At 34.0% G+C, this 25,577-nt stretch carries 22 protein-coding genes; 7 read left to right on the top strand and 15 right to left on the bottom strand.

The features are described from left to right. Nucleotides 1-47 precede the first annotated feature (47 nt). Nucleotides 48-515 (bottom strand): site-2 protease family protein, encoded by a 468-nt coding sequence (locus ERL59_RS02855; RefSeq protein ID WP_160644299.1) that lies wholly within the window; start codon nt 513-515, stop codon nt 48-50. A 224-nt stretch (nt 516-739) separates the two neighbouring features. On the opposite strand from ERL59_RS02855, the gene fadR reads away from it, so the two are divergent. From fadR to ERL59_RS02830, 5 genes are all read left to right on the top strand, one after another. Beyond that, the gene (gene fadR / locus ERL59_RS02850; RefSeq protein ID WP_160644297.1) at nt 740-1,432 is read left to right on the top strand and encodes a fatty acid metabolism transcriptional regulator FadR; all 693 of its coding nucleotides are present in this window, start codon (nt 740-742) and stop codon (nt 1,430-1,432) included. Between the two features lie 121 nt (nt 1,433-1,553). Then, complete coding sequence (locus ERL59_RS02845; protein ID WP_160644295.1) at nt 1,554-3,143, top strand: FAD-binding oxidoreductase; 1,590 nt, start codon at nt 1,554-1,556, stop codon at nt 3,141-3,143. A 43-nt stretch (nt 3,144-3,186) separates the two neighbouring features. Beyond that, complete coding sequence (locus tag ERL59_RS02840; protein WP_160644293.1) at nt 3,187-4,770, top strand: glycerol-3-phosphate dehydrogenase/oxidase; 1,584 nt, start codon at nt 3,187-3,189, stop codon at nt 4,768-4,770. A 141-nt stretch (nt 4,771-4,911) separates the two neighbouring features. Next, complete coding sequence (locus tag ERL59_RS02835; RefSeq protein WP_160644291.1) at nt 4,912-6,471, top strand: FGGY-family carbohydrate kinase; 1,560 nt, start codon at nt 4,912-4,914, stop codon at nt 6,469-6,471. 603 nt (nt 6,472-7,074) lie between these two features. Continuing rightward, nucleotides 7,075-7,962: an NAD(P)-dependent oxidoreductase gene (locus ERL59_RS02830; RefSeq protein ID WP_160644289.1), complete on the top strand. Its 888-nt coding sequence runs from the start codon at nt 7,075-7,077 to the stop codon at nt 7,960-7,962. A gap of 84 nt (nt 7,963-8,046) precedes the next feature. Here the strand turns inward: ERL59_RS02830 and ERL59_RS02825 are convergent, their stop codons facing one another. Next, nucleotides 8,047-8,424, bottom strand: coding sequence for a DUF1499 domain-containing protein (locus tag ERL59_RS02825; protein ID WP_160644287.1), 378 nt, complete (start codon nt 8,422-8,424; stop codon nt 8,047-8,049). Between the two features lie 84 nt (nt 8,425-8,508). Beyond that, nucleotides 8,509-9,438, bottom strand: coding sequence for an alpha/beta hydrolase (locus ERL59_RS02820; RefSeq protein WP_160644285.1), 930 nt, complete (start codon nt 9,436-9,438; stop codon nt 8,509-8,511). Between the two features lie 380 nt (nt 9,439-9,818). Between ERL59_RS02820 and ERL59_RS02815 the strand changes: the two genes are divergently transcribed. Both ERL59_RS02815 and ERL59_RS02810 read left to right on the top strand, forming a co-directional pair. Then, nucleotides 9,819-10,748 (top strand): stalk domain-containing protein, encoded by a 930-nt coding sequence (locus ERL59_RS02815; RefSeq protein WP_160644283.1) that lies wholly within the window; start codon nt 9,819-9,821, stop codon nt 10,746-10,748. A gap of 235 nt (nt 10,749-10,983) precedes the next feature. After that, a complete protein-coding gene (locus ERL59_RS02810; protein WP_328699890.1) occupies nt 10,984-11,490 on the top strand; it encodes a hypothetical protein in 507 nt (168 codons plus the stop codon). Nucleotides 11,491-11,595: 105 nt separating this feature from the next. On the opposite strand, the gene ERL59_RS02805 is transcribed toward ERL59_RS02810, so the two are convergent. The 12 genes from ERL59_RS02805 to ERL59_RS02750 form a co-directional block, all read right to left on the bottom strand. Continuing rightward, nucleotides 11,596-12,558 carry an ABC transporter permease gene (locus ERL59_RS02805; RefSeq protein ID WP_160644281.1) on the bottom strand — a complete coding sequence of 321 codons (963 nt, stop codon included), beginning with the start codon at nt 12,556-12,558 and terminating at the stop codon, nt 11,596-11,598. Nucleotide 12,559: 1 nt separating this feature from the next. Then, complete coding sequence (locus ERL59_RS02800; RefSeq protein WP_160644279.1) at nt 12,560-13,630, bottom strand: ABC transporter permease; 1,071 nt, start codon at nt 13,628-13,630, stop codon at nt 12,560-12,562. After that, nucleotides 13,627-15,165 (bottom strand): ABC transporter ATP-binding protein, encoded by a 1,539-nt coding sequence (locus ERL59_RS02795; RefSeq protein ID WP_456236788.1) that lies wholly within the window; start codon nt 15,163-15,165, stop codon nt 13,627-13,629. Before ERL59_RS02795 ends, ERL59_RS02800 begins: the two co-directional genes overlap by 4 nt. 24 nt (nt 15,166-15,189) lie before the next feature. Beyond that, a complete protein-coding gene (locus tag ERL59_RS02790; RefSeq protein WP_160644275.1) occupies nt 15,190-16,212 on the bottom strand; it encodes a BMP family lipoprotein in 1,023 nt (340 codons plus the stop codon). 367 nt (nt 16,213-16,579) lie between these two features. Beyond that, the gene (locus ERL59_RS02785; protein WP_160644273.1) at nt 16,580-16,879 is read right to left on the bottom strand and encodes a hypothetical protein; all 300 of its coding nucleotides are present in this window, start codon (nt 16,877-16,879) and stop codon (nt 16,580-16,582) included. A 163-nt stretch (nt 16,880-17,042) separates the two neighbouring features. Beyond that, nucleotides 17,043-19,349, bottom strand: coding sequence for a thiamine pyrophosphate-dependent enzyme (locus ERL59_RS02780; protein WP_160644271.1), 2,307 nt, complete (start codon nt 19,347-19,349; stop codon nt 17,043-17,045). 29 nt (nt 19,350-19,378) lie between these two features. Continuing rightward, a complete protein-coding gene (locus tag ERL59_RS02775) occupies nt 19,379-20,383 on the bottom strand; it encodes a 2-oxoacid:acceptor oxidoreductase family protein (protein WP_160644269.1) in 1,005 nt (334 codons plus the stop codon). Nucleotides 20,384-21,007: 624 nt separating this feature from the next. After that, nucleotides 21,008-22,357, bottom strand: a complete 1,350-nt coding sequence (locus tag ERL59_RS02770) for an ABC transporter permease (protein ID WP_160644267.1) — start codon at nt 22,355-22,357, stop codon at nt 21,008-21,010. Continuing rightward, nucleotides 22,341-23,042, bottom strand: a complete 702-nt coding sequence (locus tag ERL59_RS02765; protein WP_160644265.1) for an ABC transporter ATP-binding protein — start codon at nt 23,040-23,042, stop codon at nt 22,341-22,343. The genes ERL59_RS02770 and ERL59_RS02765 overlap by 17 nt, the downstream gene beginning before the upstream one ends. A 35-nt stretch (nt 23,043-23,077) precedes the next feature. Beyond that, the gene (locus ERL59_RS02760; RefSeq protein WP_160644264.1) at nt 23,078-24,178 is read right to left on the bottom strand and encodes an ABC transporter permease subunit; all 1,101 of its coding nucleotides are present in this window, start codon (nt 24,176-24,178) and stop codon (nt 23,078-23,080) included. Further along, the gene (locus ERL59_RS02755; protein ID WP_160644262.1) at nt 24,171-25,052 is read right to left on the bottom strand and encodes an ABC transporter ATP-binding protein; all 882 of its coding nucleotides are present in this window, start codon (nt 25,050-25,052) and stop codon (nt 24,171-24,173) included. Before ERL59_RS02755 ends, ERL59_RS02760 begins: the two co-directional genes overlap by 8 nt. Further along, the gene (locus ERL59_RS02750; protein WP_160644260.1) at nt 25,027-25,437 is read right to left on the bottom strand and encodes a GntR family transcriptional regulator; all 411 of its coding nucleotides are present in this window, start codon (nt 25,435-25,437) and stop codon (nt 25,027-25,029) included. Before ERL59_RS02750 ends, ERL59_RS02755 begins: the two co-directional genes overlap by 26 nt. Between the last annotated feature and the right edge of the window lie 140 nt (nt 25,438-25,577).

The raw sequence follows: 25,577 nt of genomic DNA, 5'->3' as shown, positions 1-25,577 counted from the left end.
CCACTAAAACGTTTCCAAATTTAATACGCTTTTATAGATTGTTGGTTTCAACCTTTTTTTAACCTGCTTTTAATCGAAAAATATATAACCTCCAATACTTGCCATCCATCACTTTTTAGTAATGCAAATTTATATGGAATCCCATTGATTACAACCAGGGCAAAGGAATATAAACCAAAAGGGAGGAAAGGATAAATTACTTTCGAAGAAAACGACGACATCAATAATAAAAAAATCGAAGCACTTACTAAATTAAATATAATTCCGCCAAGGTGAATTAGACTTATTTGAAAACCATTTAAAAATTCCTTTTCTCCCCAATTACAATAACCGCCTAAAAAGAAACCGAGTCTAATTGTTAATGTGCTCCTTTTATATATAATTGGTCCTGCCCCAATTGAAATTTCATTCACTTGAGCATTCATTAATCTTGCAAAAAAAACATGACCAAATTCATGTAATGAGTGAGCCATAAATATAGAAAATATAATCATAATAATTTGAATAGATTGCATTGTTTAATCTCCTGTTATTATACAGATGAAACTATATTATACTACAAAAATTAATGAATATTATATCAATTTCTAATCATTATGGGTTTAATATACTTTAGATTACCCCTTTACTTAAAGACTTCAATGTTATATATTTGTGGTAAGACCACAGTTAGAAAGAGGACTGACCATAAATCAGAGAATAATTTCAGAATATTTCAAAAAAACTGGAGGCTTTTCATTTGGAAAAAAAACAAACCTATGTAAACCCTACCCAAACTATAGATCAATTATTAATCAAAGCGATATTAAATAATGAATTTCCGCCTGGAAGTACACTTCCACCAGAAAGAGAATTATCATCCAAGTTAGGCATTGCACGTACTACATTAAGAGAATCCCTACAAAGGTTAGCACGAGATAAGTGGCTAACCATTCGTAAAGGGCAACCCACTCTCGTGAATCACTTCTGGCAGGAAGGCAATTTAAACACACTTGAAAATATTATAGCGAATACGGAACAGCCAACTAAAAATTTTGTAGTTCACCTTCTTGAAGTTCGCTCTTCTTTAGCACCGGCATTTGTTCACGACGCAGTGTTAAAAAACCCTGCTAAAGTCATTGCCATTTTGGCTAAAAGTGATGAACTAAAAGATGATCCTGCCAGTTTCACATCATTTGATTGGGAACTGCAAAAACAATTATCTGTTCTATCTGAAAATCCAATTTATGTCCTGTTAATTAATAGTTTTTCTCGAATTTATGAACACATGGGGCAATTGTATTTTTCTCATCTACAAAATCGAGAAGCTACCCGCTTGTTTTATACTCGTTTGTTAGCAGCTGCAATGGCAAGGGATCCAATTCAAGCAGAACAAATCACTAAAGAAGATATGTTAAAAAGCATCACGTTATGGAAAAACGCATCAAATTAATGCAAGCATCAATGCAAACTTTTTATTTTATTTAAGTTAGTAGAGTTTTGAAATAGTTCTAGTTGTTTTGTAAGCGATTACTTCAATCATTATATATTTTATTAACTAAGGGGGAATTAAATTGAGAAGATGGAATGGCTGGGGTGATGAATCTGTAAATGTTGAATTACCTGAATCAGCAATAGAATTTTTAAAAAATGAATTAGGTCCTGGTAATAAACCACAAGATATATCATTAGATAAAGCACTTAGTAATGTACCAGCATCTCGATTACCTGAACACCAACTGATTAACACAGATCCACTGGAAAGACTTCGTCATGCTGTTGGGCAAAGTTTTGGTGATTGGAATGCAATTCGAAGTGGCACAATACCAACTTATCCAGATGGTGTAGCGTTTCCTTTAAATGAACAAGAAGTTCGCGAATTGCTCCAATTTGCAAAAAAAATAGATGCACATATTGTACCTTATGGTGGAGGGACTAGCGTTGTTGGTCACTTAGCAGCGCTCAAAGGAGACAAACCGACCATAACAGTAGATGTTAGTAGAATGAATAAATTACTTGATTTAAATGAAGAAGGGTGCCTTGCACAATTCCAAGCAGGCATTAAAGGTCCTGACCTCGAAGCAGCATTACAAGCTAAAGGTTTTACTCTAGGACACTTTCCTCAATCATTTGAGTACTCTACCCTTGGTGGTTGGATTGTCACGCGTTCAGCAGGTCAACAATCGTTGAAATATGGTAGAATTGAACAACTATTTGTGGGTGGAGAAATGGAAACACCAGTAGGTAGTTTAGAAATATCAAATCTACCAGCATCAGCTGCTGGACCAAATTTACGTGAATTTGTGCTTGGCTCAGAAGGCAGATTGGGTATTGTTACAAAAGCAACAGTTAAAATATCTCCCCTACCAGAAATGGAACAGTTTTATTCAGCTTTTTTTCCTACTCCTGAGCAAGGAATGGCTGCCATTAGAAAAATTGCACAACAAGGTATTCCTCTTTCGATGATGCGTTTAAGCTTACCAGAAGAAACGATCTCAACATTAACGATGGCAGGAGAAAGCAAAGTGCTCACATTATTAGACAAGTGGTTGAAAATGAACGGTGTTAACGAACAAAAATGTATGCTTGTATATGGGGTTACTGGAAGTAAAAAAAGTGTGAAATCCTCACTATACCAAGCCCAAAGCATCATTAAAAAATACAAAGGTGTCCTTGTAGGTACAAAACCAGGACAGCAATGGGTAAAAAATCGCTTCCGTTCTCCATATTTACGCAACAGTTTATGGCAAGAAGGTTATGCGGTAGATACGTTAGAAACAGCAACAACATGGAATCGAGTCCCAGAGACGATTCAATCTATTGAAAGTGCATTAAGAGAAGGATTGCAAGATATAAATGAAAATGTATTTGCATATACTCACCTCTCTCATATTTACCCACATGGCTCTAGTATATATACTACCTATCTTTTCCGTATAGGTGATGATCCAGATGAAACCAAACGTCGCTGGGAAAAACTAAAAAAAGCTGCAAGTGAAGCAATCGTTAAAAACGGTGGAACGATCAGTCATCAACACGGAGTTGGAACCGATCATCGACCGTATCTTGAAAATGAAAAAACGAAACTGGGCATGGAAATGATCCGCTCCCTTTGTCATACTCTTGATCCTGAACAAAGAATGAATAACGATAAGTTAATTTAATAAAACAAGACTTTTTGAACACTTAATTTAAGGAGTGTTAGATATGAATAACCGCGAAGAAGTTTGGGATACATTAAACGAGGAACCTTGGGATATCATCGTTATTGGTGGAGGAATTACTGGAGCAGGAATTTTGAGAAAAGCAGCTAGTCAAGGTCTTCGCTGTTTACTGTTAGAAAAAAAAGATTTTGCATGGGGTACTTCCAGTCGTTCTGGTAAACTAGTGCATGGTGGTTTACGTTATTTAAAACAAGGTCAATTAAAAACCACCTGGCATTCCGTTCATGAAAGAGAGAAGTTACTCAGTGAATGTGATGGTCTTGTAGAGCCTCTTGGAATTTTAATGCCTTTTTATGAGGAAAATAAGTTTGATCCTATTTTGTTAAAAGCAGGATTAACCCTATATGACATGATGGCGCATCGAAAAAATCATCGAAGTTATGATTCTCATAACATAAGCAAAATGGCGCCAGGTATTAGACAATCAGGGCTTAGCACTGGTTTACAATATTATGATGCAAAAACAGATGATGCAAGGCTCGTATTAAGAGTGTTAAAAGATGGACAGCTACTCGGGGGTACTGCTATAAACTATTGCTCTGTAGAACAATTATGTCGAGATCAAAAGGGTCGTGTACGTGGAGTCACAGTGAAAGATATGATGTCAAATAATACAAAAGAAGTATTTGGGAATATTGTTGTGAATGCTACAGGGGTTTGGGTAGATCAACTAAGAGCTCAGGTAGGTGAAGCTCCAAAGATGCGACCTTTACGTGGAAGCCATCTAATTATTCCTAATTGGCGTTTACCACTAGCACAAGCGATCGGATTCTCTCATCCAGCAGATGGACGTTATATTTATGTATTTCCTTGGGAGGGAGTTACCTTAGTTGGCACGACAGATATTGATCATGAAGATTCTTTAAATTTAGAACCGAGTATTAGTATTGAAGAGGGAAACTATTTGTTCGAAGCACTAAATGAAATGTTTCCTTCCTTCCAATTAAAAGCTGAAGATGTTTTATCAACATTTGCTGGAGTAAGACCCGTCGTTCATACTGGAAAAAAAGATCCTTCCAAAGAATCAAGAGATCATTGCATTTGGGAAGAGCAAGGTTTGTTAACTGTTACAGGAGGGAAATTAACTACCTTTGATTTGTTAGCACGTGAAGTTTTAGATAAAATAAAACCACAGATCACTCATGTTAATAAGCAGCAAAATAAAGTCTTGGATGAACGACAAGAGATGACAAGTCATTCCATACTTCACTCTCACTTAGGTGAATCCATGACACGTCGTTTATATGGTCGTTACGGAAATGGATGGGATAGTTTTATAGAAGAAATTGAAGAAAATGGCTGTGAATTTATACCTAGTACGAATATATTATGGTCAGAGCTTCGTTGGGCAGCACGTCATGAATCTATTTCTCATCTAGATGATCTATTATTACGCAGAGTGCGCATAGGGATGTTATTACCTTCTGGTGGAAGAGAAATAATAAATCGTTTAAAAGAAGAGATTCTACCTGTGTTAAACTGGGATGAGGAACGTTGGAATAATGAAGTGACTCGCTATAATAATATATGGGAAAATAACTATAGTCCTAATTTATTACAAAGATAATTTTGAAGTGATTCTCATTAACTACCCCATTAACCGATAAAATATATATCCATATAAAAAAAGTTTACTTACAATCTAGAAGGTATCCCTCTTCTTTTCTAGAAGGGGATACGGATATTTTAAAAGGGGGCATTTCAATCCATGGTTGAAAGCGTTTTAACTATAGATATTGGAACTCAAAGTGTCCGAACACTTGTATTTGATGGAAATGGTCGACTTATAGATTTTGCCAGAGTAATTTATAGTCCTGCTTATTACTCTCCTGAATCAGGTTGGGCTGAGCAGCAGCCAGAATATTATTGGAAGTGTATAACTGAGGCTTCAGTAAAACTGTTTAATCAAGGCAAAGTAAACAAAGATTCCATTGTTTCTGTAAGTGTCACAACTCAAAGGGGATCAATGGTAAATTTAGATGCGGAAAAAATTCCTTTACGATCAGCTATACTCTGGTTAGATCAACGAAGATCAACGAAATTGCCTAAAGTCGGAGGGGCTTGGAAGTTCCTATTTCATCTTGCAGGTCTTAATAAGACATTACATTACCTTCAGGCAGAAGCAGAAGCAAATTGGATCAAGGAATTTCAGCCTGAAATTTGGGATAAAACTTCCCACTACTTGATGATTTCAGGATACATTAATTATAAATTAACGAATGATATTATTGATTCAATTGGGAGTCAAGTTGGGTATCTTCCATTTGATTATAAAAAACTTACATGGTCTAAGAAATCACATTGGAAATGGAAGGCCATACCTGTCAAGGAACAAATGCTGCCTAAACTAGTCCAACCAGGTGAACAATTAGGTGTGATTACGAAAGAAGCAGCTAAACAAACAGGAATACCTGAGGGGTTACCTGTGATTGCAGGAGCGACTGATAAAGCATGTGAAGTACTTGGCACAGGGTGTTTGCTGCCAAACCAAGGAAGTATTGGTTATGGTACTACAGCCACAATCAATGTAAACTCAAAAAAATACCTTGAACCTATTAAACTTATACCCCCTTACCCAAGTGCATCACCGGGAGAATATAATCTTGAAGTACAAACTTTCCGTGGGTTTTGGATGGTATCATGGTTCAAAGAACAGTTTGCTAACGAGGAGTTACAACTAGCCAGCAATTTAGGAGTGCCTGCAGAGGAAATACTAGATGATCTAGTGTCTGATATTCCACCAGGATCTTTAGGGCTAGTACTCCAACCATTCTGGTCACCTGGCATAAGATATCCACGTCCTGATGCAAAAGGTGCTATCATTGGTTTTGGTGGAGTCCATACTAAAGGACACTTTTATAGAGCTCTTCTTGAAGGTTTAGCCTATTCATTACGTGAAGGAAGAGAAAGAATAGAAAAACGTACAAAAGTTCCCATGACAGAATTAATCGTATGCGGCGGTGGATCAAACAGTGATAAAATGATGCAAATTACAGCAGACGTTTTTCAATTACCAGCCATCAGACCAGCCGTTAGTGAAGCATCTGGTTTAGGAGCAGCTATATTAGCAGCAGTAGGAGCAGGGATTCACCCTAATATTGAAACAGCGGTGAAAGAAATGACAAAAAAGGCGCAGGTTTTTGAACCAATTCAAAAAAACGTTAAGATATACGATGAACTTTATAGCCACGTTTATCAAAAAATGTATAAAAAATTAACTCCATTATATGAATCTATTCAAAAAATAACTGGATATCCTGAGCATTAAGCATTAAATAAGCGGTTTTGTCTCATCTCTCCAAAAAACATTTGATACCTTTTTAGATGGATTCAGGGATGTATTCTCTGTTTCCTTCTTCCATACTTGATAGATGTTACTTTTCACTTCCTATCACAATCATTTGCACTACTATTCTCCCATCACCCTCCGTTTGAAGCAACATAATGTTCATATATGTAGTCGTTATTTCTAATTTCTCCCCTAATAAACCAAACAATTAAAATAGTGAAAATCAGCAAAATAATAAAAAGATAATTCGTCTGATTACATCTTGTCTTTTTCCTCAAATAGGAGTAGGTCATATCACCATTTTACATTTTAGAAGCTTTTCATAGGCGAAAGTATTATACAGAAAGGACGTTCTTTACATATGATGGTGTATAGAGTTTGTTGGATCCTTGAGTATAATTTTTTTTATGGGTTGCATCTATAAAATTAGATAAACCAAACTAACTAACAAGTCAAAATCATCGGTTCGGCAAACTCTTTTATAATTTTGTAATAACAACAATCTTGTCAGAATTATAGTTAAAGAATATACTTATAAAAATTAATAAAAATTTTAAACTTATTTGTTGAAAAGGAGAAGTTATGAACAATGAAAAAAACAATCTAACGATTGGGTTTATTGGCATAGGTGTGATGGGAAAAAGCATGGCCGGTCACTTGATGAATGCAGGATACAACCTACATATTTATACTCGAACAAAAGATAAAGCTGATGATCTAATAAGTCAAGGTGCAATTTGGAAAAACTCAGTGGTAGAATTAACTAAACAAGCCGATATAATTATTACAATGATCGGATATCCCCAAGATGTAGAATCTATATATTTAGGTACAAATGGAATTATATCAAATGCGAACAAAGGTACTTATCTAATCGACATGACAACATCTACACCTACATTAGCCCAAAAAATAGCTCAACATGCTAAAGAAAAAGGATTGTTTTCTTTAGATGCACCTGTTTCAGGCGGTGATATTGGAGCAAGGGAAGCTCGTTTAACCATTATGGTAGGAGGAGAATCTGGAGCCTTTGAGGTTTGTAAACCGATACTTGAAAAAATGGGGGCTAATATTATTCTTCAAGGAGAAGCAGGATCAGGACAACATACAAAAATGTGTAACCAAATTGCTATTGCCACCAATATGATTGGGATTTGTGAATCTATTGTATATGCGAGAACAGCTGGACTTGACCCAGAAAAGGTATTGCAAAGTATCTCTGCTGGAGCAGCAGGAAGTTGGTCTTTAAGTAATTTAGCTCCAAGAATCATCAAAGAGGATTATGAACCTGGTTTTTTTGTGAAACATTTTATTAAAGATATGGGGATTGCATTAGAAGAAGCATCTTCTATGGGACTGGAAATGCCAGGGCTTGAATTAGCAAAACAATTATATGATGAGCTTGCAATTGTAGGAGAAGAAGATCGTGGAACACAAGCGTTATATAAACTATGGGAACATAAAAAATAATATAAATTAACAATAGTCGCCCCCGTTATGTTCATTAATGAATGAACATAGGGGGCTATATATTTTTCAGTCTTTGTTACTCATTTAAAAAAGAAATCTCTTTGAAATTTCAATCATACGTTTTCGATTCACGCCCAAATCAGAATAACCTGTTCGTGAGGCTGAACGATAATGAACCACCTTTTCTTTTTCATCAAGGTAAAATTCAACGTCGTCTACAAAACGAAATAATTTTGTTGTAAAGGTCACATGTATGTAGTTATTATCCTGACTAATAACTTTCGTTCTTGGCATTTCATTTACAACTTTTATTATTTTTTCCATTGCTTTCTCGTTAGAAATAGTAAAAGGAATGGGTTCCATTTTTTTGGATTCATCCATTGTCTGAGTCGACACACAATTCGGAGAATTTGGACACTCGGCTAGTTTTCCTTCTGTAACTCCAAGTTGAACTTTAGGCATCTATAATCACCCTTTCACAATTTATAATAATAGCAATATACACTTCCATTTCTTTATCTTTTTGATTGAAACATTTGAAATTACCTAATTGATGTTTAATCTTTCTTGTAGCCAGAATATAATATCCTGAGTCACTTCATCAAAGTTCAATTCATTTAATAATTCATGTCTGGCTTCCTTATATATTTTATAAGAAATATCTTTTACTCCTGAATTTTGATATAAATTAACGACTTTTTTTATATCCTTGCCAAAGTTACCCACTGGATCCTTTTCACCACTTAGAAAATATATAGGTAAATTATTAGGAGTTTGTTGAATGTTCTCCATTCGATGAAGTTCTTGCACTCCCGATAACATGTCATAATAAAAACTTGCTGTACACACACCACCAGTGAATGGGTCTTCAATATATTTATCAACTTCCTTTACATCTCTTGAGATCCAATCAAACTCAGTACGATTTGGATGAAAGCTTTTATTAAATTTACCAAAAATGAGTTTATTCATTCTTGGGCTTCTTCCCCGTTTCCCCTTTCTTTTCACCTCGTGTTTAACAATTTGCACTCCAATTTTGGCTAATATTCCTCCATCTCCCCCACTACCAGCTAATATTACTCCATCTAATCCTTCACCGTACAATTGAATATATCTTCTGGTTAAAAAAGAACCCATACTATGTCCAAAAATAAAAACTGGTAAGTCCGGATATTTTTCTTTAATCAATAAATGTAAAGCATACATATCTTCTACTACTAGCTTCCAGCCATCTTTATCTGCAAAAAATCCTAAATCTTCTTTGGTAGCTGCTGTTTTTCCATGACCTCGATGATCATTTCCAAAAACAGCAAATCCATCGTTAACCAGTGTCTTTGCAAAACGATCATACCTTTCAATGTGTTCGGCCATCCCATGTGCAATTTGAACTACTGCTTTTGGTACTTCATCTGGCAACCAGCATTTCACATGAAAAGATAAACCATTTGATTGAAGTGGCAAATTTTCTGTCTTCATTTCTCCGTGCTCCTTCCCTAATTGATTCTTTTTAAAATACAATAAATAATTCCTTATTAAGAGTTCTTTAATATATTGAAAGCTATGACATATATAGTTAACTTGTTGTATATTTTACAAACTAGTTACAACTTCATTTTTCTATCACGTTTGGTATACTGATTATATAGTCAACATACATAAAGATTGATTTATAACCTATATTCAACTACATAAAAATTTTGCTAAAAATATCACAGAAATGGAGACCTTTATCATTAATATTTGGTATATTTTGATAATATCACTTTGTGATAAACAAAGATACACCAAAAGATACATCATCTAATCAAATATTATGTATGTTCCTATAATACAAAACATGAATAGGAGTTTACAAGATGATTAAACAGCTTAAGTTTGTACTCATTATAGTATTATTGTCTTCATTAATCATGCCTTCCTCTGCACTAGCAGCCACAAGTATCTCCGTGATTGTAGATGGAGAAAGAGTAAATTTTCCAGATTCAGAACCTATTATTGAAAGGAATAGAGTATTAATTCCACTTCGAGGTGTTTTTGAAAAAATAGGGGCAAAAGTAAATTGGGATAAAAGTTCAGAAACCATTACTTCTACATTACATAGAGGTAATGAACAAAAACAAGTAATAATGAAAATTGATTCTAAATTTATTCATGAAATGGATCAAAACACTGGAGCAAAGAGTAAAATTTCTAAAATTGATACAACGGCTAAATCCATAGGCAGTCGAACTTTGATACCTTTAAGAGCAGCAGGAGAAGCATTTGGATATGAGGTTTCATGGGATGAGAAGCGTTCAACTGTCATAATGAAAAAAGGCGATACTTTAACTTCGAAAAAATCCAGTTTCCAACAATATCAATATATCCAAAGTGATACATATATTCCAGATGAATTTGAATTTGAAGTGTTTTTCTTAACAAATGAACAAAGAGTAAGTAACAAATTAACTCCATTAACGTTAAATGCAAATATCAGTAATGTAGCAAATATAAAATCTAAGGATATGTTGATTAATCAATACTTTGATCATACCTCTCCAACCTATGGATCTCCGTTTGATATGATGAAATCCTTTGGCCTGAATTATCGTGCAGCTGCAGAAAACATTGCTGCAGGGCAAAACACTCCTGCAAAGGTAGTGAATGGATGGATGAACAGTTCCGGTCACAGAGCAAATATTTTATCTAGCAGTTATACTCAAATCGGTGTAGGGTATTATTATGGTTCTAATAGCAACTACAGGCATTACTGGACTCAACAGTTTTTAACTCCTTTCTCTTCATAAATTAAGTTTAATAAATTGATCATGCTATCAAAATTAAACTGCACCTCAATTGTTAGAAATTATCTTATAGTTGAAGGTGCAGTTTTTCTATGGCTAATAAATTATAGAAGGACTCTACATGATTTTCAAAATAAATCTATGATGAATTCCTTATTCTTATATTTGAAAAACACTTGCATTTTTATACATTTCATATATCATTTTATATAAAATACTTATGAACATGGGTGAGATAGTGAAAATAGGAGAAAAAAATTTAATCGAACTATTCGAAACAGCAAAGTCAAGTACTGAATATGATGAAGTCAGAGAACAAATGAAAGAAAAAGGGTATTCCGGTTTTAGTCATTTTTTATACTGGATGAAAGAACAACTTAAAACTTATGATGACACAAACATCTCCAGAGTTACAGAATTGCTAAATAAAGCAAAATTAATTTTTCAAAGTCCAATTCAATTTAGTCCTTCTTGGGCGAATGTTTGGACTCAACTAGAACAAATTATGCAACATAAAAATGAAATATTAAAACAGATTCCAATTGAGAGTCGAACTGGAGAATGGCAAGTGATCATGGATAATCCATACACAAATGAAGCTATTGTATGTTATCCAGGACTTTCTTTTATAGAGGCGGCCTATCTTTATGGTTTCTTCAGGTTAGATTTAAAAAATAATGAGTACATTCGTTTACAAAGAGTTGAAAATCTAGTTGTTTTTAGCAAGGATAATAAACCCGAATAAAATATTGTATTAAAAACTTGATTTTGTCGATGAAAAAAACGAAGGTTCCCAAATAAACATATAGGAACCTTCGTTTTTAAATATAATAATGTTTTGATTTTACAATTATCGACTTCCAAGCTCATATGGTCTACCTAGAGCAGATGGTGCATCTGCACGACCAATTAATCCTGCTAAGACTAATATCGTAAGCACATACGGAAGTATGAATATAAAATCAACTGGAATATAATCTGTAATTCCAAACTGCTGTAACACTGATCTTAATGCTGTTGCCATTCCAAAAAATAATGCAGCAAACATCGTTTTCGTTGGATGCCACTTACCAAAGATAAGAGCAGCTAGTGCAATAAAGCCTTGTCCAGAAATCGTACTATGTGTAAAATTATTAGTAGTAGTTAACACAATAGTAGCTCCTCCCATTGCTGCTAAAGCTCCACTAATCATCACTGCGATATAACGTGTTCTAAAAACATTAATCCCCATCGTATCTGCAGCTCTTGGATGTTCCCCAACTGCTCTCAATCTTAACCCGAATGGGGTTTTAAATAATACTACATAAGAAATTACTACCACCAATATCATAATCACACTAGTAGGGTAAGCTTTAAAAAGAGCTCCTATCGTTGATTGATCTGCAAGAAATGGTATTTCCCATTTATCAAAAGAAGCTTTTAAAGTTTTCGTTTGTGCAGAGCCATCAAATAAAACTTTTGTAAAGTAAATGGCAACTCCAATTGCTAAAAAGTTTAGAGCAATACCACTTACAACTTGATCTGCTTGGTATCTAATAGATGCAACCGCATGTGGTAACGAAAAGATGATACCAGCGACAATGGCACTAATAAAGCCTATCCATGGTGAAATAGGACTACCTCCTAATGATTGATCCACAAAAAAGGTTACCACTGCACCTGTGAAAGCTCCAATGATCATTAGCCCTTCTAACGCTATGTTAACAACTCCGGAACGTTCGGAGAACATGCCTCCTATGGCTGCAAATACTAAAGCCGTAGAAAAAACTATGGTATTGTGCGTCAGATCAACAAATATTTTTAGCCAATCCATATTATTGTTCCTCCTGTTTATTCACATTCAATGCATTCATTAGCCTTTTGAAAATTAACCTTGACGCTACAAAGTAAATGACAAGTGCAATGACAATATTGATGATTTCAAATGGGACACCAGCACCAAGTTTCATCCCTGTTGCTCCAAAAGTTAAAGTCCCTAATAAAAATGCACCAACGACTGAACCAAACGCTGCGTTCCCACCTAATAATGCAACAGCGATACCGTCAAAACCGTATCCCTGGAAGGCAGGTAATATGGTCACATTATGCGTCACACCTAGTACTTCTACAGCACCACCTAGTCCTGCAAACATACCACTGATAACCATTGCCTTTATAATATTGCTTTTTACGTTAATCCCTGCATATTCAGCTGCATGTGGATTTAGCCCTACAGAACGAAGCTCATATCCTTGTTTCATTTTCTGCAAAATAACATAAAACACTATCGCACAAAGAATAGCAATTAAAAATCCAAAATGTATTCGTGCATTATTGAATAGATCTGTTAAAAAAGAAAAGGATAACCACGAGCTTTGAGCAAGTGTTTCAGATTTTTGTTGACCTTTTTCTAACAAATGTGTACGAATTAAATAATTTGACAAGTATAAAGCAATCCAGTTCAGCATAATGGTCGTGATAACTTCATGAACTCCACGAGAGGCCTTTAGAAAACCTGCAATGCCTCCCCATAAACCGCCAACGATACCCCCAACTATAACGGCTAATGGCATATGAATTATTGCTGGAAGGTCAAGCATGATCCCTACGTAGGCAGCAGCCAGTGAACCCATAATGAACTGTCCCTCTGCACCGATGTTGAATAGTCCAGTTCGAAATGCAAAAGCAACAGCTAGTCCAGTAAATATAAGCGGAGTGATTGTACGAATCGTCTCTCCAATTCCGTAAATGTTACCAAATGCTTTATTAAATAAGGCTTGGTAAGCCTCAAATGGGTTATAACCGCCAAACATCATAATGATAGCTCCAATGATAAGCCCAGCAAACACTGAAATAAGAGGTATGATAACCGATTCTCTTAATAACCAACGTGATAATGTTTTCATTGTTCTTTACCTCTTTGGTTTATTTTTCCGCCTGACATCATCAACCCTAGTTCTTGTTCATTCGTTTCTTTTGGATTCACGATGCCAACAATACTTCCTTCATAAATCACTGCAATTCGATCAGATACGTTTAATAATTCATCCAATTCCAATGAGATTAACAATACAGCTTTTCCTTTATCTCGTTGTTCGATTAACTTTTTATGGATAAACTCAATCGCACCTACGTCTAAACCTCTAGTTGGTTGACCTGCAATTAATAAATCAGGATCACTGTCAACTTCCCTTGCAATAATCGCCTTTTGTTGATTTCCTCCTGACAACGCCCTTGCTGGGGTTTTATGACTTGGTGTACGAACATCAAACTGTTCAATTAAATCAATTGAATACTTATCAATTTCATCAAATTTTAGGAATCCATTTTTATTAAATTGAGGATGATAATAATTTTTTAATACCATATTTTCACTAACAGAAAAATCAAGCACTAAACCTCTTTTATGACGATCCTCAGGAATATGTCCGACTTTTTCCTCTGATATTTGTCTCGGATTAAGCGTTTGCAGACTGGAACCATGTAACGTAATTTCTCCAGAAGTTACTTTTCTTAACCCAGTTAGAACTTCGATCAGCTCACTTTGACCATTGCCGTCAACACCTGCAATCCCTAGTATTTCACCTGCATGAACTTGCAAAGAAAGTTCATTTAATGCTGGCAAGCCTCTATTATTCTTAGCATTGATTTTATCTACGGAGAGAATTTTATCTTTAATCTGAGCCGGTTTTTTGTCTACTGAAAAACTTACCTTACGTCCAACCATTTTCGCAGCAAGTTCATCTGGGTTTGTACTCTCAACGGAAACGCTATCGACCACTTTCCCACGTCTTATAATCGTCACATTGTCAGCAACTTCCATAATTTCTTTCAGTTTATGGGTAATTAAAATAATTGTTTTACCTTCTTTGACTAGATTTCTAAAAATTTTCATTAATTCCACAATTTCTTGCGGTGTTAAAACAGCTGATGGTTCGTCAAAAATTAAAATATCTGCTCCACGATATAACGTCTTTAATATCTCAACTCTCTGTTGCATCCCCACTGAGATATCTTTCACCTTAGCATAAGGATCAACGTCTAAACCATATTGTTCTGATATTTCATTTATTTTCTTAATTGCTTTACTTTGATTAATGATAAGACCATTTTTGGGTTCGATGCCTAAAATAATATTTTGTGCAACTGTAAATGGCTCAACCAGCATAAAATGCTGGTGAACCATTCCTATACCCAATTCATTTGCCATATTAGGGTTTGTTATTTCAACCTTGTTACCGTTGATTAATATCTCTCCCTCTTCTGGCTGATAAAGGCCAAATAAAACATTCATCAAAGTGGATTTTCCCGCACCATTTTCTCCTAATAGAGCATGGATTTCACCATGTTTCACTTTAAAGCTAATAGAATCATTTGCTACGATACCAGGAAATCTTTTGGTAATCCCTCTCATTTCTACAGCTATGTTTTCTTTATTCACCTTCATCACCTAAATTAAATTTTTTTATTCAATACCAGAAGGGACTACAATCTCACCGTTGATGATTTTTTCTTTATATTCATTCACTGCATTCATTACTTCTTCAGAAATATTTGGATTCTCATCTGGTAAACCAACTCCATTTTCAGCTAAACCAAGTTCTCTAATTCCACCTTTGAAATTACCTTCAGCATAATCTCTAGATACTTGATACACAGCTTCATCAACATATTTCATCATTGAAGTTAAAGTAATTTCATCTCCGAATGTGATGGATTGATCTTTATCAACACCTATTACCCAAACACCAGAACGTTCACTTGCTTCTCCAAATACTCCATCACCTACACCACCAGCTGCATGAAAGATTACATCAACTCCATTATCATACATCGTTGCTGCTGATGCTTTACCTAAACCAGCATCTGTAAATGAACCTGTATATTCAACTTTAACATCAATATCTGGATTAACAGCTTTTACTCCTTCAAGGAATCCAGTTTCAAACTTTTTGATCACCGGAATGTCCATTCCACCTACAAATCCAATTTTATTCGACTTTGTTGTCATTGCCGCAACAACACCTACTAAGTAAGAACCTTCATGTTCTTTAAATACAGTAGAAACTACATTTGGAGCATCAACTACAGCATCAATGATTCCAAAATTAGATTCAGGGTTTTGTTCTGCAATCGCTTTAATAGCATCACCCATTAAAAATCCAATACCCCAAGTTAAATCCCATCCGCCGTTCACGAATTCATTTAAGTTTGGTTCAAAATCCCCTTCGCCTTGGCTTTCTATGTAGTTTACATCACCGCCTGCTCGCTTTAAACGTTCTAAGCCTTCCCAAGCACTTTGGTTAAAGGAATTATCGTTCACTCCACCAACGTCTGTAACCATACCAACTTTCACTTCATTCTCTAGTGGTTCATCTGTTGGTTCTTCTGGTTTCTCACCTGGTTCTGACTCTTGAGCACACCCAATTAATGCCATAGAGAACACTAAAATTAAAATTAGTGACTTCAACATAAAATTCTTTTTCATATTTTTAAATCCCCCTTCTTTTTTTAGCCTGACAAGTAACTTATCATTATTTTCCATGTCAGAATAGAAACCTCTGTTTTTATTTTATACCATGTTTAGTACAACTTAAGGTTTCTATGAATATATATAGCATAATTTAATGCAATCTCCAAGCTAATTTTAGTTAATTACAGTGGTATTGCGTTAAATAATTCCCAATAATAAACTTTTTATACAATTATCACATTCAATCAACACCTCTTGCAGCATAAATAGTTAAATAATAAAGGTCTTTAAATCTAAATTTGTCATGTTTAAGTTGTTCATATTAATTGGAAACTTCTTTTGTAGCGTTCGCAATTATCATTTTTTTATTCTATATCATAACCTATTCTTCCTCTTTATTTTTTACAAAAGGAGATTTTGTCTCTTCATCAATAAATAATGATTTAGCGTTGTTATTATTTAATTTTACATTGAAAATTTTCAATTTTTGCTCACTTACTTCAAATACAGTCCAAAGTTCAGGATCATTCACTTGATGTTGTTCAAGAAATGCATTAGCTTCTTGTTCTGCATGTTTAAGCTTATCCCAAAATTTTGTACCGTAATAAGGAAGTTGATAAATATTAATTAAAGTGCAAGTAAAAATTTGAGAACTTTCCTTATGTTTTAAAACAAACGGCATTATCCTATTCCTCCCAAATCTAAAATAATGTGAATTGTAAAACAGAAGTGAAAGAGCACAATCTTTATTTTGATTGTGCTCTGAAGAATATTAATTTATAAACCCTATTTAAACTAAATTGACTACTATGTGATTATAATCACAGTAATAAATCAGGGTTCACTTATAAATAAGGATTTTCGTGTTTGGCTTTTAGTTTTTGCCAACGACGGTCAACTTCATCTTCAAAGGATTTATATGCAGATTCATATTCTGGCTTTGTCATATGTTTCGTTTTACCCATTGTTTTTAACCAATCAGACAATGGAATCCGTTTGTTCTTAGCTTCTGGATCGAACGTTATTGTTGTAATGCCTCTCTCAATTTCGTACAGAGGGAAGAAACATGAGCCTACTGCCGCATCTATGATCGTTGCCCCTTCTTGTTCCTCAGACAGCCAGTTTAATGGACAAGTAATTAGAATTTTACCATAAACTAATCCTTCATTTTGAGCATACCACTGTGCTTTAGCTGCTTTTTTCACTAGGTCTTGAGGATAAGCTTCTGATCCTGTAAACACATAAGGGATATTTGTAGCTGCCATAATTTGAGCAGTATCTTTATGATGGAACAGTTTACCACCTTGATGTTTACCAACATTTGAAGTAGATGTTCTATGACCTAAAGGTGTGGAATAAGATAATTGCGCTCCAGTATTCATATAACCTTCATTATCATACTCTAAGATAATCATTTTATGATTGCGTAGAGCAGCACCAATTGCTGGTCCCATACCAATATCCATACCGCCATCACCAGTAATCATGACAAAGGTGAAATCATCTTGTAAACCTAAATGATCAAGTTCACCTCTTCGTTTTCTCTCCCAGAACATTTCAACAACACCAGATAACGTTGCAGCTCCATTTTGGAATAGATTATGAATATAAGTTGCTTTATGAGCTGAATACGGATATCCAGTTGTTACTACCATCGCACAACCTGTATGGAATAAAGCAACGATGTCCCCTTCAATACCTTTAAAGAATAATTCTAATCCAGAGAATATACCACAGCCAGGACATGCTCCATGACCTGAAGCAATTCTTTTAGGCTTTTTTGTTAATTGACGTAATGGCGGAATTCTTACCTTTAATTTACCAGCTTCCTCATCTTCAGTTACCTTAATTAGACCTGTATTAAGATCCTCGTATTTCATAGGCTCAAGTACACGTTTAGGTGCTTTATCTGGATCTCCAGGCGTATGACCATGATAATCAAAAGGTACTTCTACCTTATCTTTTTCTACAGCTTCTATCGCTAATTGGAAGAAATGATGTCCATCTTCAGCATAAAAGTCTTTTCCACCTAATCCATAAATACGACTGATTACTTTGGTCGTTGTATTTCCATAGGTAAATAAAGCGGCTTTAATTTCATTTACCATGTTTCCACCGTGAGCGCCATAAGAATCAGCACGATCCCCTACGGTAATTGCCTTCACATTTTTTAATGCTTCAACAATTTGTTTTTGAGGAAATGGACGAATAATATTAGGAGCAATAGAACCGGCCTTTATCCCTTTTTCACGCAGCTGATCCACTACATCCTTTACAATCTCTGAAGATGAATTCATCAAAAACACTGCCACTTCAGCATCTTCCATACGATATAAATCTAAGACAGGGTATTCACGACCTGTTAATTCAGCATATTCTTTTTGAATACGTTCATATACACCCTCTGCTCTATACATGGCTTCGGATTGTTGATAACAGTTATTAATATAATCTGGCTCATTCATGTAAGGTCCAACTGTAATAGGATGATTACGATCTAAAGTATCTGGATATCCTTCAGGTGCTTTCTCTCCTACAAAGTTTAGTACGTCTGAACGATCCTTCATCGTCATAACCCTACGTTTTTGGTGGGAAGTGAAATATCCATCCTGTGCAACCATCACAGGTAAACGAACCTCTGGATCTTCAGCAAGTTTAAGAGCAATAATATTCATATCATAAACGGCTTGAGGATCACGACACATCAAAATAGGCCAACCTGTATTTAATGCATAATATAAATCAGAATGATCACCATGAATATCAAGTGGACCTGAAACGGAGCGACAGACTAAATTTAGAACCATTGGAAAACGAGTACCAGATTGTACTGGCATCTGTTCTAACATATATAAATACCCATTTGCACTCGTTGCGTTAAATACACGGCCTCCAGCTGAGGAAGCTCCATAACAAACACCTGCTGATCCGTGTTCACCATCTGCAGGAATTAATACAATATCATGCTGTCCGCTTGTTTTCATTAAATCTAAAAATTGTGCTACCTCCGTTGAAGGAGATATAGGAAAGTATCCCATAATATGATAATTAATCTGGTGTGCTGCATAAGCTGCCATTTCATTGCCAGATTCATAAACAACACGTTGTTCTACTTTATCCGTTGTTTTTTCATTATTCATTTCTATCGCCATCTAAATCTCACCTCTTCACTATTCAAATTTTATTTTGCTAGATTAAAAACATGTGGAACTCTATGCTCTTCAGCATATCCCTCTTCTTCACGGTGAGAAGATAGTGCTTCTGTCGGACATGCAGTTACACATTTCAAACAACCTTTACAATATTGATAATCAATTCCTTGTAAGAACATTTGAGGTCTACCTTTTTTATCTTGTTGCTCATCCCAAACAAAACAAAAATCAGGACATACATTATCACAAGAAGCACAGTGTATACATGTGTTCTCATCAAAGTGTGGAAGCATACCTGCTCTAGAAATACTTAAATCTTTTAAAATACTGTTCCCTGGATTCGTAATTACTCCGCCCATTGGTTGAGTTTCATAACCTAGTACAGGCTCATCACTTCTTGTAAATGCAGGCATTTCTTCACCTTCAGATAATTCAAAAGTTTTGAACTGAACTTCATTATAACCTCGATCAAAAGTACGAATCGCTGGTGCAACTGCTTGCGGATACTTTTTACCTAGGGACTTTTCAATGACATCACGCATGATTTGTGGATCAAGAAAATCACATAGTCTGAATAATCCACCAAGCATAGCCATGTTTACACGATTTTTCTCTTCAAGTGAAATTCCAGTTGCATCAATAACAGCAATGGTTCCACCTAACATGTTGAAATTTTCCTTCAATTGATCAGGTGACTTGTTTGAATTTACTAATACGATGCTATCTTCATAAAGTCCACTAATTACGTTGATTGTTTTTGCAAGTGCTTCGTGGAATACCCCAACAACATGAGGTCTCTCAACAGGTGTAGTATCACGAATGTTGGCATTTATATCGCAAAAGCGGATATGTGCTTTTACAGGTGATCCTTTTTTCTCAGATCCATATGATGAAAAGCTTACCCCATTAAAACCAGCACCAACAACTCCTGCTTCTGCAAGCATTTTACCTGCTAAGTTGGCACCTAAACCACCTATGGATTCCAAACGAATCTCAAAAAAACCTAATTCGTTTACTTTTGGAAGTGAATTCATCCATTTATCCCCTTTCTCCCATATCATCATGTTCATAATTCCCAATGATTAGTTATCGATCATAATAATTAATTATACATGTGTAGTTTTATAATAACAGTACCTCGAAATTATGGCAACAATTATGTTATATATTCATAATAAATAGTTTACATACTGTGCTATTGTCACATATCTTGATATATAACAGGATATGATGTGTAGTATAACAGTTAAAATTTAATTTGTATTTCATAAAATAAACCTTATAATGAAAGCATTTTCATTATTGTAAGATAGACTTTTTATTTAGTTAAAATAAAAACTTTGAATTCTATAAATTTTATAAATCATCTATTCGATTCATAAGATGTAAGGTGACTTTTCATTTTAAATTAAATAATTATTTAATTTTTCAAAATAGGATTTTTTTTCTAATTTAACTTGTAAAACCTTACCAGATATCAAAATGTGATAGACATCACATTTCAGAAATATGAATATATATTCAATTTTAAATTAATATTTATACAAAGATAAAAGCACCCCTTCAGGTGCTTTTCACAAAAATTACTTTATATATTTTTATATGTTATCTATATTTCTCCGTTTGTAATTCTAACTATCTCCATTGTATATGGTAAGTTATAAATCCCTGCGCATCGCTTTTAATACATCAACTGATGTCGCCTTTTTAGCTGGTCTCCACCCTGAGAAAACGGCTACTAGAATACTAATTGAAGCTGAAATTACAACCAAAGATAATGGAATGTATGAAAACATTAACCCTTCTGGTGAGGATTCTTCTGACATCGTTTCAATAAGAAATGGTAAACCGATATTCACTGCCTTACTTAAAACAAATGCACTAACAGTACCTATCAATGCACCTAAAATCCCTATATAACTACTTTCGATCAAAAAGATTTGCCTAATTGTAGAAGGATGGGCTCCAATGGCTTTCATAATTCCAATATCTGATGATCGCTCAGTGACTGCCATAGTCATCGTATTAAAAATTCCGATGGATGCAATAATCAAAGCAATCGTTCCTACAAAAATCAAACCTATTTTCATGACTAAAAATAATGTATTAATCTCTTGAATTTGATCAGTTACTGAAGTATTAATATATCCCTTTTCTCTTATTTCTTCACTTACGCCTTTCACTTGCTCTACATTTTGTGTATAAACAGAAACTCTATCATATAGTCTCTCTCCATTTAATTGGACACCATCTAAATAATCTTCTTCATATTCTATTTCTTGAAATAAAACTTCCCCTTTTTTCGTTTGTGTGAACTCTTCAATTTGCTGGAATAGTGCATCAGATATTGTGATATTTGTATCCTTATCAAACTCATTTGCCAACTTTTCTTTAATACCTACAACTTTCAGGGGAATTGTTTTGTATTCAATATTCCCTGTCTGATCAAATTTTCTTATTTTTAATTGTAAGTTTTGTCCTATTAATTCATCTTCATAACTTACCTTAGGTTCATTAGCATCCTCTGAGGGTTTCTCCAAATATTCTTTAAAATTATAACCCACAAGTACTTCATTATCAGTGGAAGGAAGCCTTCCTTCACTTAATTCCATTCCCATTTCAACTTCTGCTGGAAAATAAGAAACAGCTACTCTTGGTTGAATTTGGTAATCTTCTATACTTACAACCGCTTCTTGACTGTAATGTAAATATTGTAATCTTGTAACAGCCTTTACATTATCAATAGATTCAAAGTACTCTATATCTTTATCACTCATATATGACTTATTCTCAGGGCCTGGATCTTCTTTTCCATGAATATAAATTTCATTTAAAACTTTACCTTCCGTAAGATCTGTAATGATACTTTTCTGCAAACCAAACCCTACAGATGCTAACATAATTAAAAAAGCACACCCAATTGCAGTAGCCAAGACGGTCATAAAAACACGCATACGATTTTTCTTCATATTTTGTCTTACAAAACGAATTTTATCTATGAACTTCATGAACCTTTTCCTCCTGTAGTTTTCCATCTTTGATGAGAAGCGTGCGATGTCCAATGGCTGCAACCTGATCGTCATGTGTAATAATTAAAAATGTAATGTTTAAATCTCTGTTAAGTTTTTGAATAAAATTTAATAATTCCTGTTCATTTTCACTATCTAAACTACCTGTAGGTTCGTCTGCCAAAATAATAGGTGGTTTTACAACTAATGCTCTAGCAATGCTGACACGTTGCTGCTGTCCACCAGATAATTCATTAGGATAATAATCTGCATGGTCTGATAATCCAACCATCTCTAACATGTCCAGTGCTTGCTGTTTCCTTGCAATATTACTGGCCCCTTTTAAAATTAAAGGAAGTTCAATATTTTGATAAGCTGTCATACTTGGGATTAGTTGAAAACTTTGAAAAATAAACCCTAAATTTTGAATCCGAAAATCAGCCCAATCTCCTTCACTCAATTTCGTTACGTTTTGATCTTTAATAAAGATTTCACCATTGGTAGGTCTAATATATCCACTTAATAAATTCAATAAAGTAGATTTTCCAGATCCACTTTTACCTACAATGGTTACGATTTCTCCTTGTTTAATTTGAAAATTTACATTTTCTAATACGGGTACAATTGTTTTTCTTTTCTTTTTTCCTATTATAAATTGATGATTAATTTGCTTCATCTGAATCACGAAAATCCCTCCCTCTTTTGATGTATAATTTTTCTTTATCTGCTGCTAATTTTCAAATTCATATTGTACAGTTTCCTAGTGAAATAATATGATAATATCCCAAATCCAATAAACCCAAAAAGATAAAACAAATTATTTAATTCATTTAAGCGAAATGGAACAAATGCTGTTCCAATGATCCCCCCTAATAATGCAAAACAGATAACAATGCCAAACATAAAGAACTTATTTAATTGTGAAAACAATAAAAATTTACCATTATTCTCCACTTTGTTTCTTTCATACAACAATACACTTAATGTTAATAGAATTAGTGTGTACAAAATAGGAATAAACAAAAAGTAATAATTAAACTGGTAGTCATATGATTGAAAGGAGTAAAAACCATCTTCAATCATGTTATATTGATGTACTGTATTAAAAAATAAATTTTTAGAAGTATAAGAACTTATATCTAAATAATTACCTAAAAACCACACATCAAATTTGTTGTAAAAGACGTATAACTCCTTATTTAATATCGTTTGCGAAAAACTTTCCAATAAGATATAAATACCTGAAGGAAATATGAAAAAAATAAAAGTTAACGCAGCTTGATAAATGAATCCACCTGTAATCGTGCCAAAAAATAAGGCAAAAACATAAAGTGCCACAAAAGCCATAAATGGATAGACGAAATATATAAACGACCATTCAAAATCTAACATGTTTTGATATTCAGAAAAATAAATAATAACTTGAGCAAATATAAAATTAAATATAAACGCTGAAACAATAAATGTAGTTCCAATCATCCACTTTGATAAAAATATTTGTTTACGTGAAAAAGGAAGTGAAAAAGTAAAATCATTTGTTTTATTTCCTCTTTCAGACCCGATTAGTAGGCTTGCTAAAATAAAAATTAAGATTACTAACACAACATAGATGGAATTGAAATTAAGAACACTATTATAAAAGTAGTCTGTATAGATTTTGAAATTTGGATTGATCAAAAGTTCGTTTTTTTCATATTCCCTTAGATTTTGCAATCGTGTAATTACCTGAACCGGCATTCCCAAAAATAATACAGCCCAAATCGACCATAAGATGAACTTTGTCTGTTTATAATCTTTATACCATAATGTTTTATTAAACATGTTCCTCACCTCCTAGCTTTGCTACAAAAATATCCTCTAACGTGATTGGGAGTTCTTCGAAGAGCAACGGTTGTTCTTTTTTTATCAATTGAGAAATATCATCATTTTTATCTGAGAGTAACAAAGTATATACACGTCCTATTTGATTAATCTGCTTTACCTCATCTAAAACTTCAATTGACTCAGGTAAATTTTCTTTAAAAACAACCTGGATTTTTTTATATTTACTTTTCATATCCACTAGTTCATTATGGGACTCGATCCTTCCCTCTTTCATTACCATGATTGTATCTGTAATTTGTTCTAACTCATCTAAACGATGGGATGAAATCAGAATTGATGTATTCCCTTCAGAAACTTCTTCTAAGACATAACGTAAAATTTGTTTTTTAATAATGACATCTAAACCATCTGTTGGTTCATCCAGAATGATAAGTTTTGCCTTTGTTGAAAAAGCCAACACAAGTGAGAATAAAGCTTTCATCCCTTTAGAGTACTTCCCGATCTTCTTCCCCTGATTTAGTGAGAACTTTTCTAATAAACTATAAAAATAATTTGGATCAAAATTGGGATACATCCATTCATAAAGCTTTACAATTTCAGAAATTGAATAATTTTTTAAAGCTTCAGGTGAATCGGGAACAAACACCATATGTTGTTTTATACTTGGATTTGTATAAATACTTTGGCCTTCAAAACATGTATCTCCATCATTAGGGGTTAAAATCCCTACAATTGTTCTTAATAATGTTGTTTTTCCAACACCATTTCTACCTACTAAACCTATGATTTTTCCAGGTTGAATCTCAAAGGATATATTGTCTAGAACTTTATGACCTTGAATTGTTTTACTTAAGTTTTGAACTCTTAACATCTGTTCCGCCCCCTAACTCCTTATCCAGCTCATCAAGCCATTCAGTTAATTGTTCTTTAGATACCCCATAATACTTTGCTTCAATTAAAACTTGCTTTATCGTTTTTTTTAACTCTTCCATTTTCTTAGAATCTAAATTAGAAACAGGTTGATCTGAAATGAAAGTCCCTTTTCCTCGAAGTGTGACAATCACCTCTTGCCGTTCCAACTCCTGATAAGCCTTACTTACTGTATTAGGATTGACCAACAGAATGGAAGATAATTCTCTAACAGAAGGTAGTTTCTCATTCACTTGAAGAATTCCTTTCACTTTAAGTTCTTTAATCTGTTTAATAATCTGTTCATAAATGGGAGTTTGACTTTTTTGATCGATATGTACTAACATATGATTTCCTCCCTCGTTTGTATTAAATGTACTATATCAAATGGTACACTTAATACAATAATGGATATTTTTCATTATGTCAATATTACAATTGTTACCATAAAAAAATTGGAGAATCGTTATTTAAATAAAATAAAGAA

The sequence above is a fragment of the Chengkuizengella marina genome, from assembly GCF_009910845.1.
GTDB classification, from domain to species: Bacteria; Bacillota; Bacilli; order Paenibacillales; family KCTC-33759; genus Chengkuizengella; species Chengkuizengella marina.
This window is presented reverse-complemented; position numbering and strand designations above follow the sequence as displayed.

Bases quoted from the DNA above. Each gene is read 5' to 3' on its own strand.
- ERL59_RS02800 (WP_160644279.1), bottom strand. From the start codon at position 13,630: ATGAAAACATTATCACGTTGGTTATTAAGAGAATCGGTTATCATACCT.
- ERL59_RS02785 (WP_160644273.1), bottom strand. From the start codon at position 16,879: ATGCCGTTTGTTTTAAAACATAAGGAAAGTTCTCAAATTTTTACTTGC.
- ERL59_RS02835 (WP_160644291.1), top strand. From the start codon at position 4,912: ATGGTTGAAAGCGTTTTAACTATAGATATTGGAACTCAAAGTGTCCGA.
- ERL59_RS02805 (WP_160644281.1), bottom strand. From the start codon at position 12,558: ATGGATTGGCTAAAAATATTTGTTGATCTGACGCACAATACCATAGTT.
- ERL59_RS02820 (WP_160644285.1), bottom strand. From the start codon at position 9,438: ATGAAGACAGAAAATTTGCCACTTCAATCAAATGGTTTATCTTTTCAT.
- ERL59_RS02770 (WP_160644267.1), bottom strand. From the start codon at position 22,357: ATGAAGTTCATAGATAAAATTCGTTTTGTAAGACAAAATATGAAGAAA.
- ERL59_RS02815 (WP_160644283.1), top strand. From the start codon at position 9,819: ATGATTAAACAGCTTAAGTTTGTACTCATTATAGTATTATTGTCTTCA.
- ERL59_RS02755 (WP_160644262.1), bottom strand. From the start codon at position 25,052: ATGTTAAGAGTTCAAAACTTAAGTAAAACAATTCAAGGTCATAAAGTT.
- ERL59_RS02775 (WP_160644269.1), bottom strand. From the start codon at position 20,383: ATGAATTCACTTCCAAAAGTAAACGAATTAGGTTTTTTTGAGATTCGT.
- ERL59_RS02750 (WP_160644260.1), bottom strand. From the start codon at position 25,437: ATGTTAGTACATATCGATCAAAAAAGTCAAACTCCCATTTATGAACAG.
- ERL59_RS02840 (WP_160644293.1), top strand. From the start codon at position 3,187: ATGAATAACCGCGAAGAAGTTTGGGATACATTAAACGAGGAACCTTGG.
- ERL59_RS02855 (WP_160644299.1), bottom strand. From the start codon at position 515: ATGCAATCTATTCAAATTATTATGATTATATTTTCTATATTTATGGCT.
- ERL59_RS02825 (WP_160644287.1), bottom strand. From the start codon at position 8,424: ATGCCTAAAGTTCAACTTGGAGTTACAGAAGGAAAACTAGCCGAGTGT.
- ERL59_RS02790 (WP_160644275.1), bottom strand. From the start codon at position 16,212: ATGAAAAAGAATTTTATGTTGAAGTCACTAATTTTAATTTTAGTGTTC.
- ERL59_RS02780 (WP_160644271.1), bottom strand. From the start codon at position 19,349: ATGGCGATAGAAATGAATAATGAAAAAACAACGGATAAAGTAGAACAA.
- ERL59_RS02760 (WP_160644264.1), bottom strand. From the start codon at position 24,178: ATGTTTAATAAAACATTATGGTATAAAGATTATAAACAGACAAAGTTC.
- ERL59_RS02830 (WP_160644289.1), top strand. From the start codon at position 7,075: ATGAACAATGAAAAAAACAATCTAACGATTGGGTTTATTGGCATAGGT.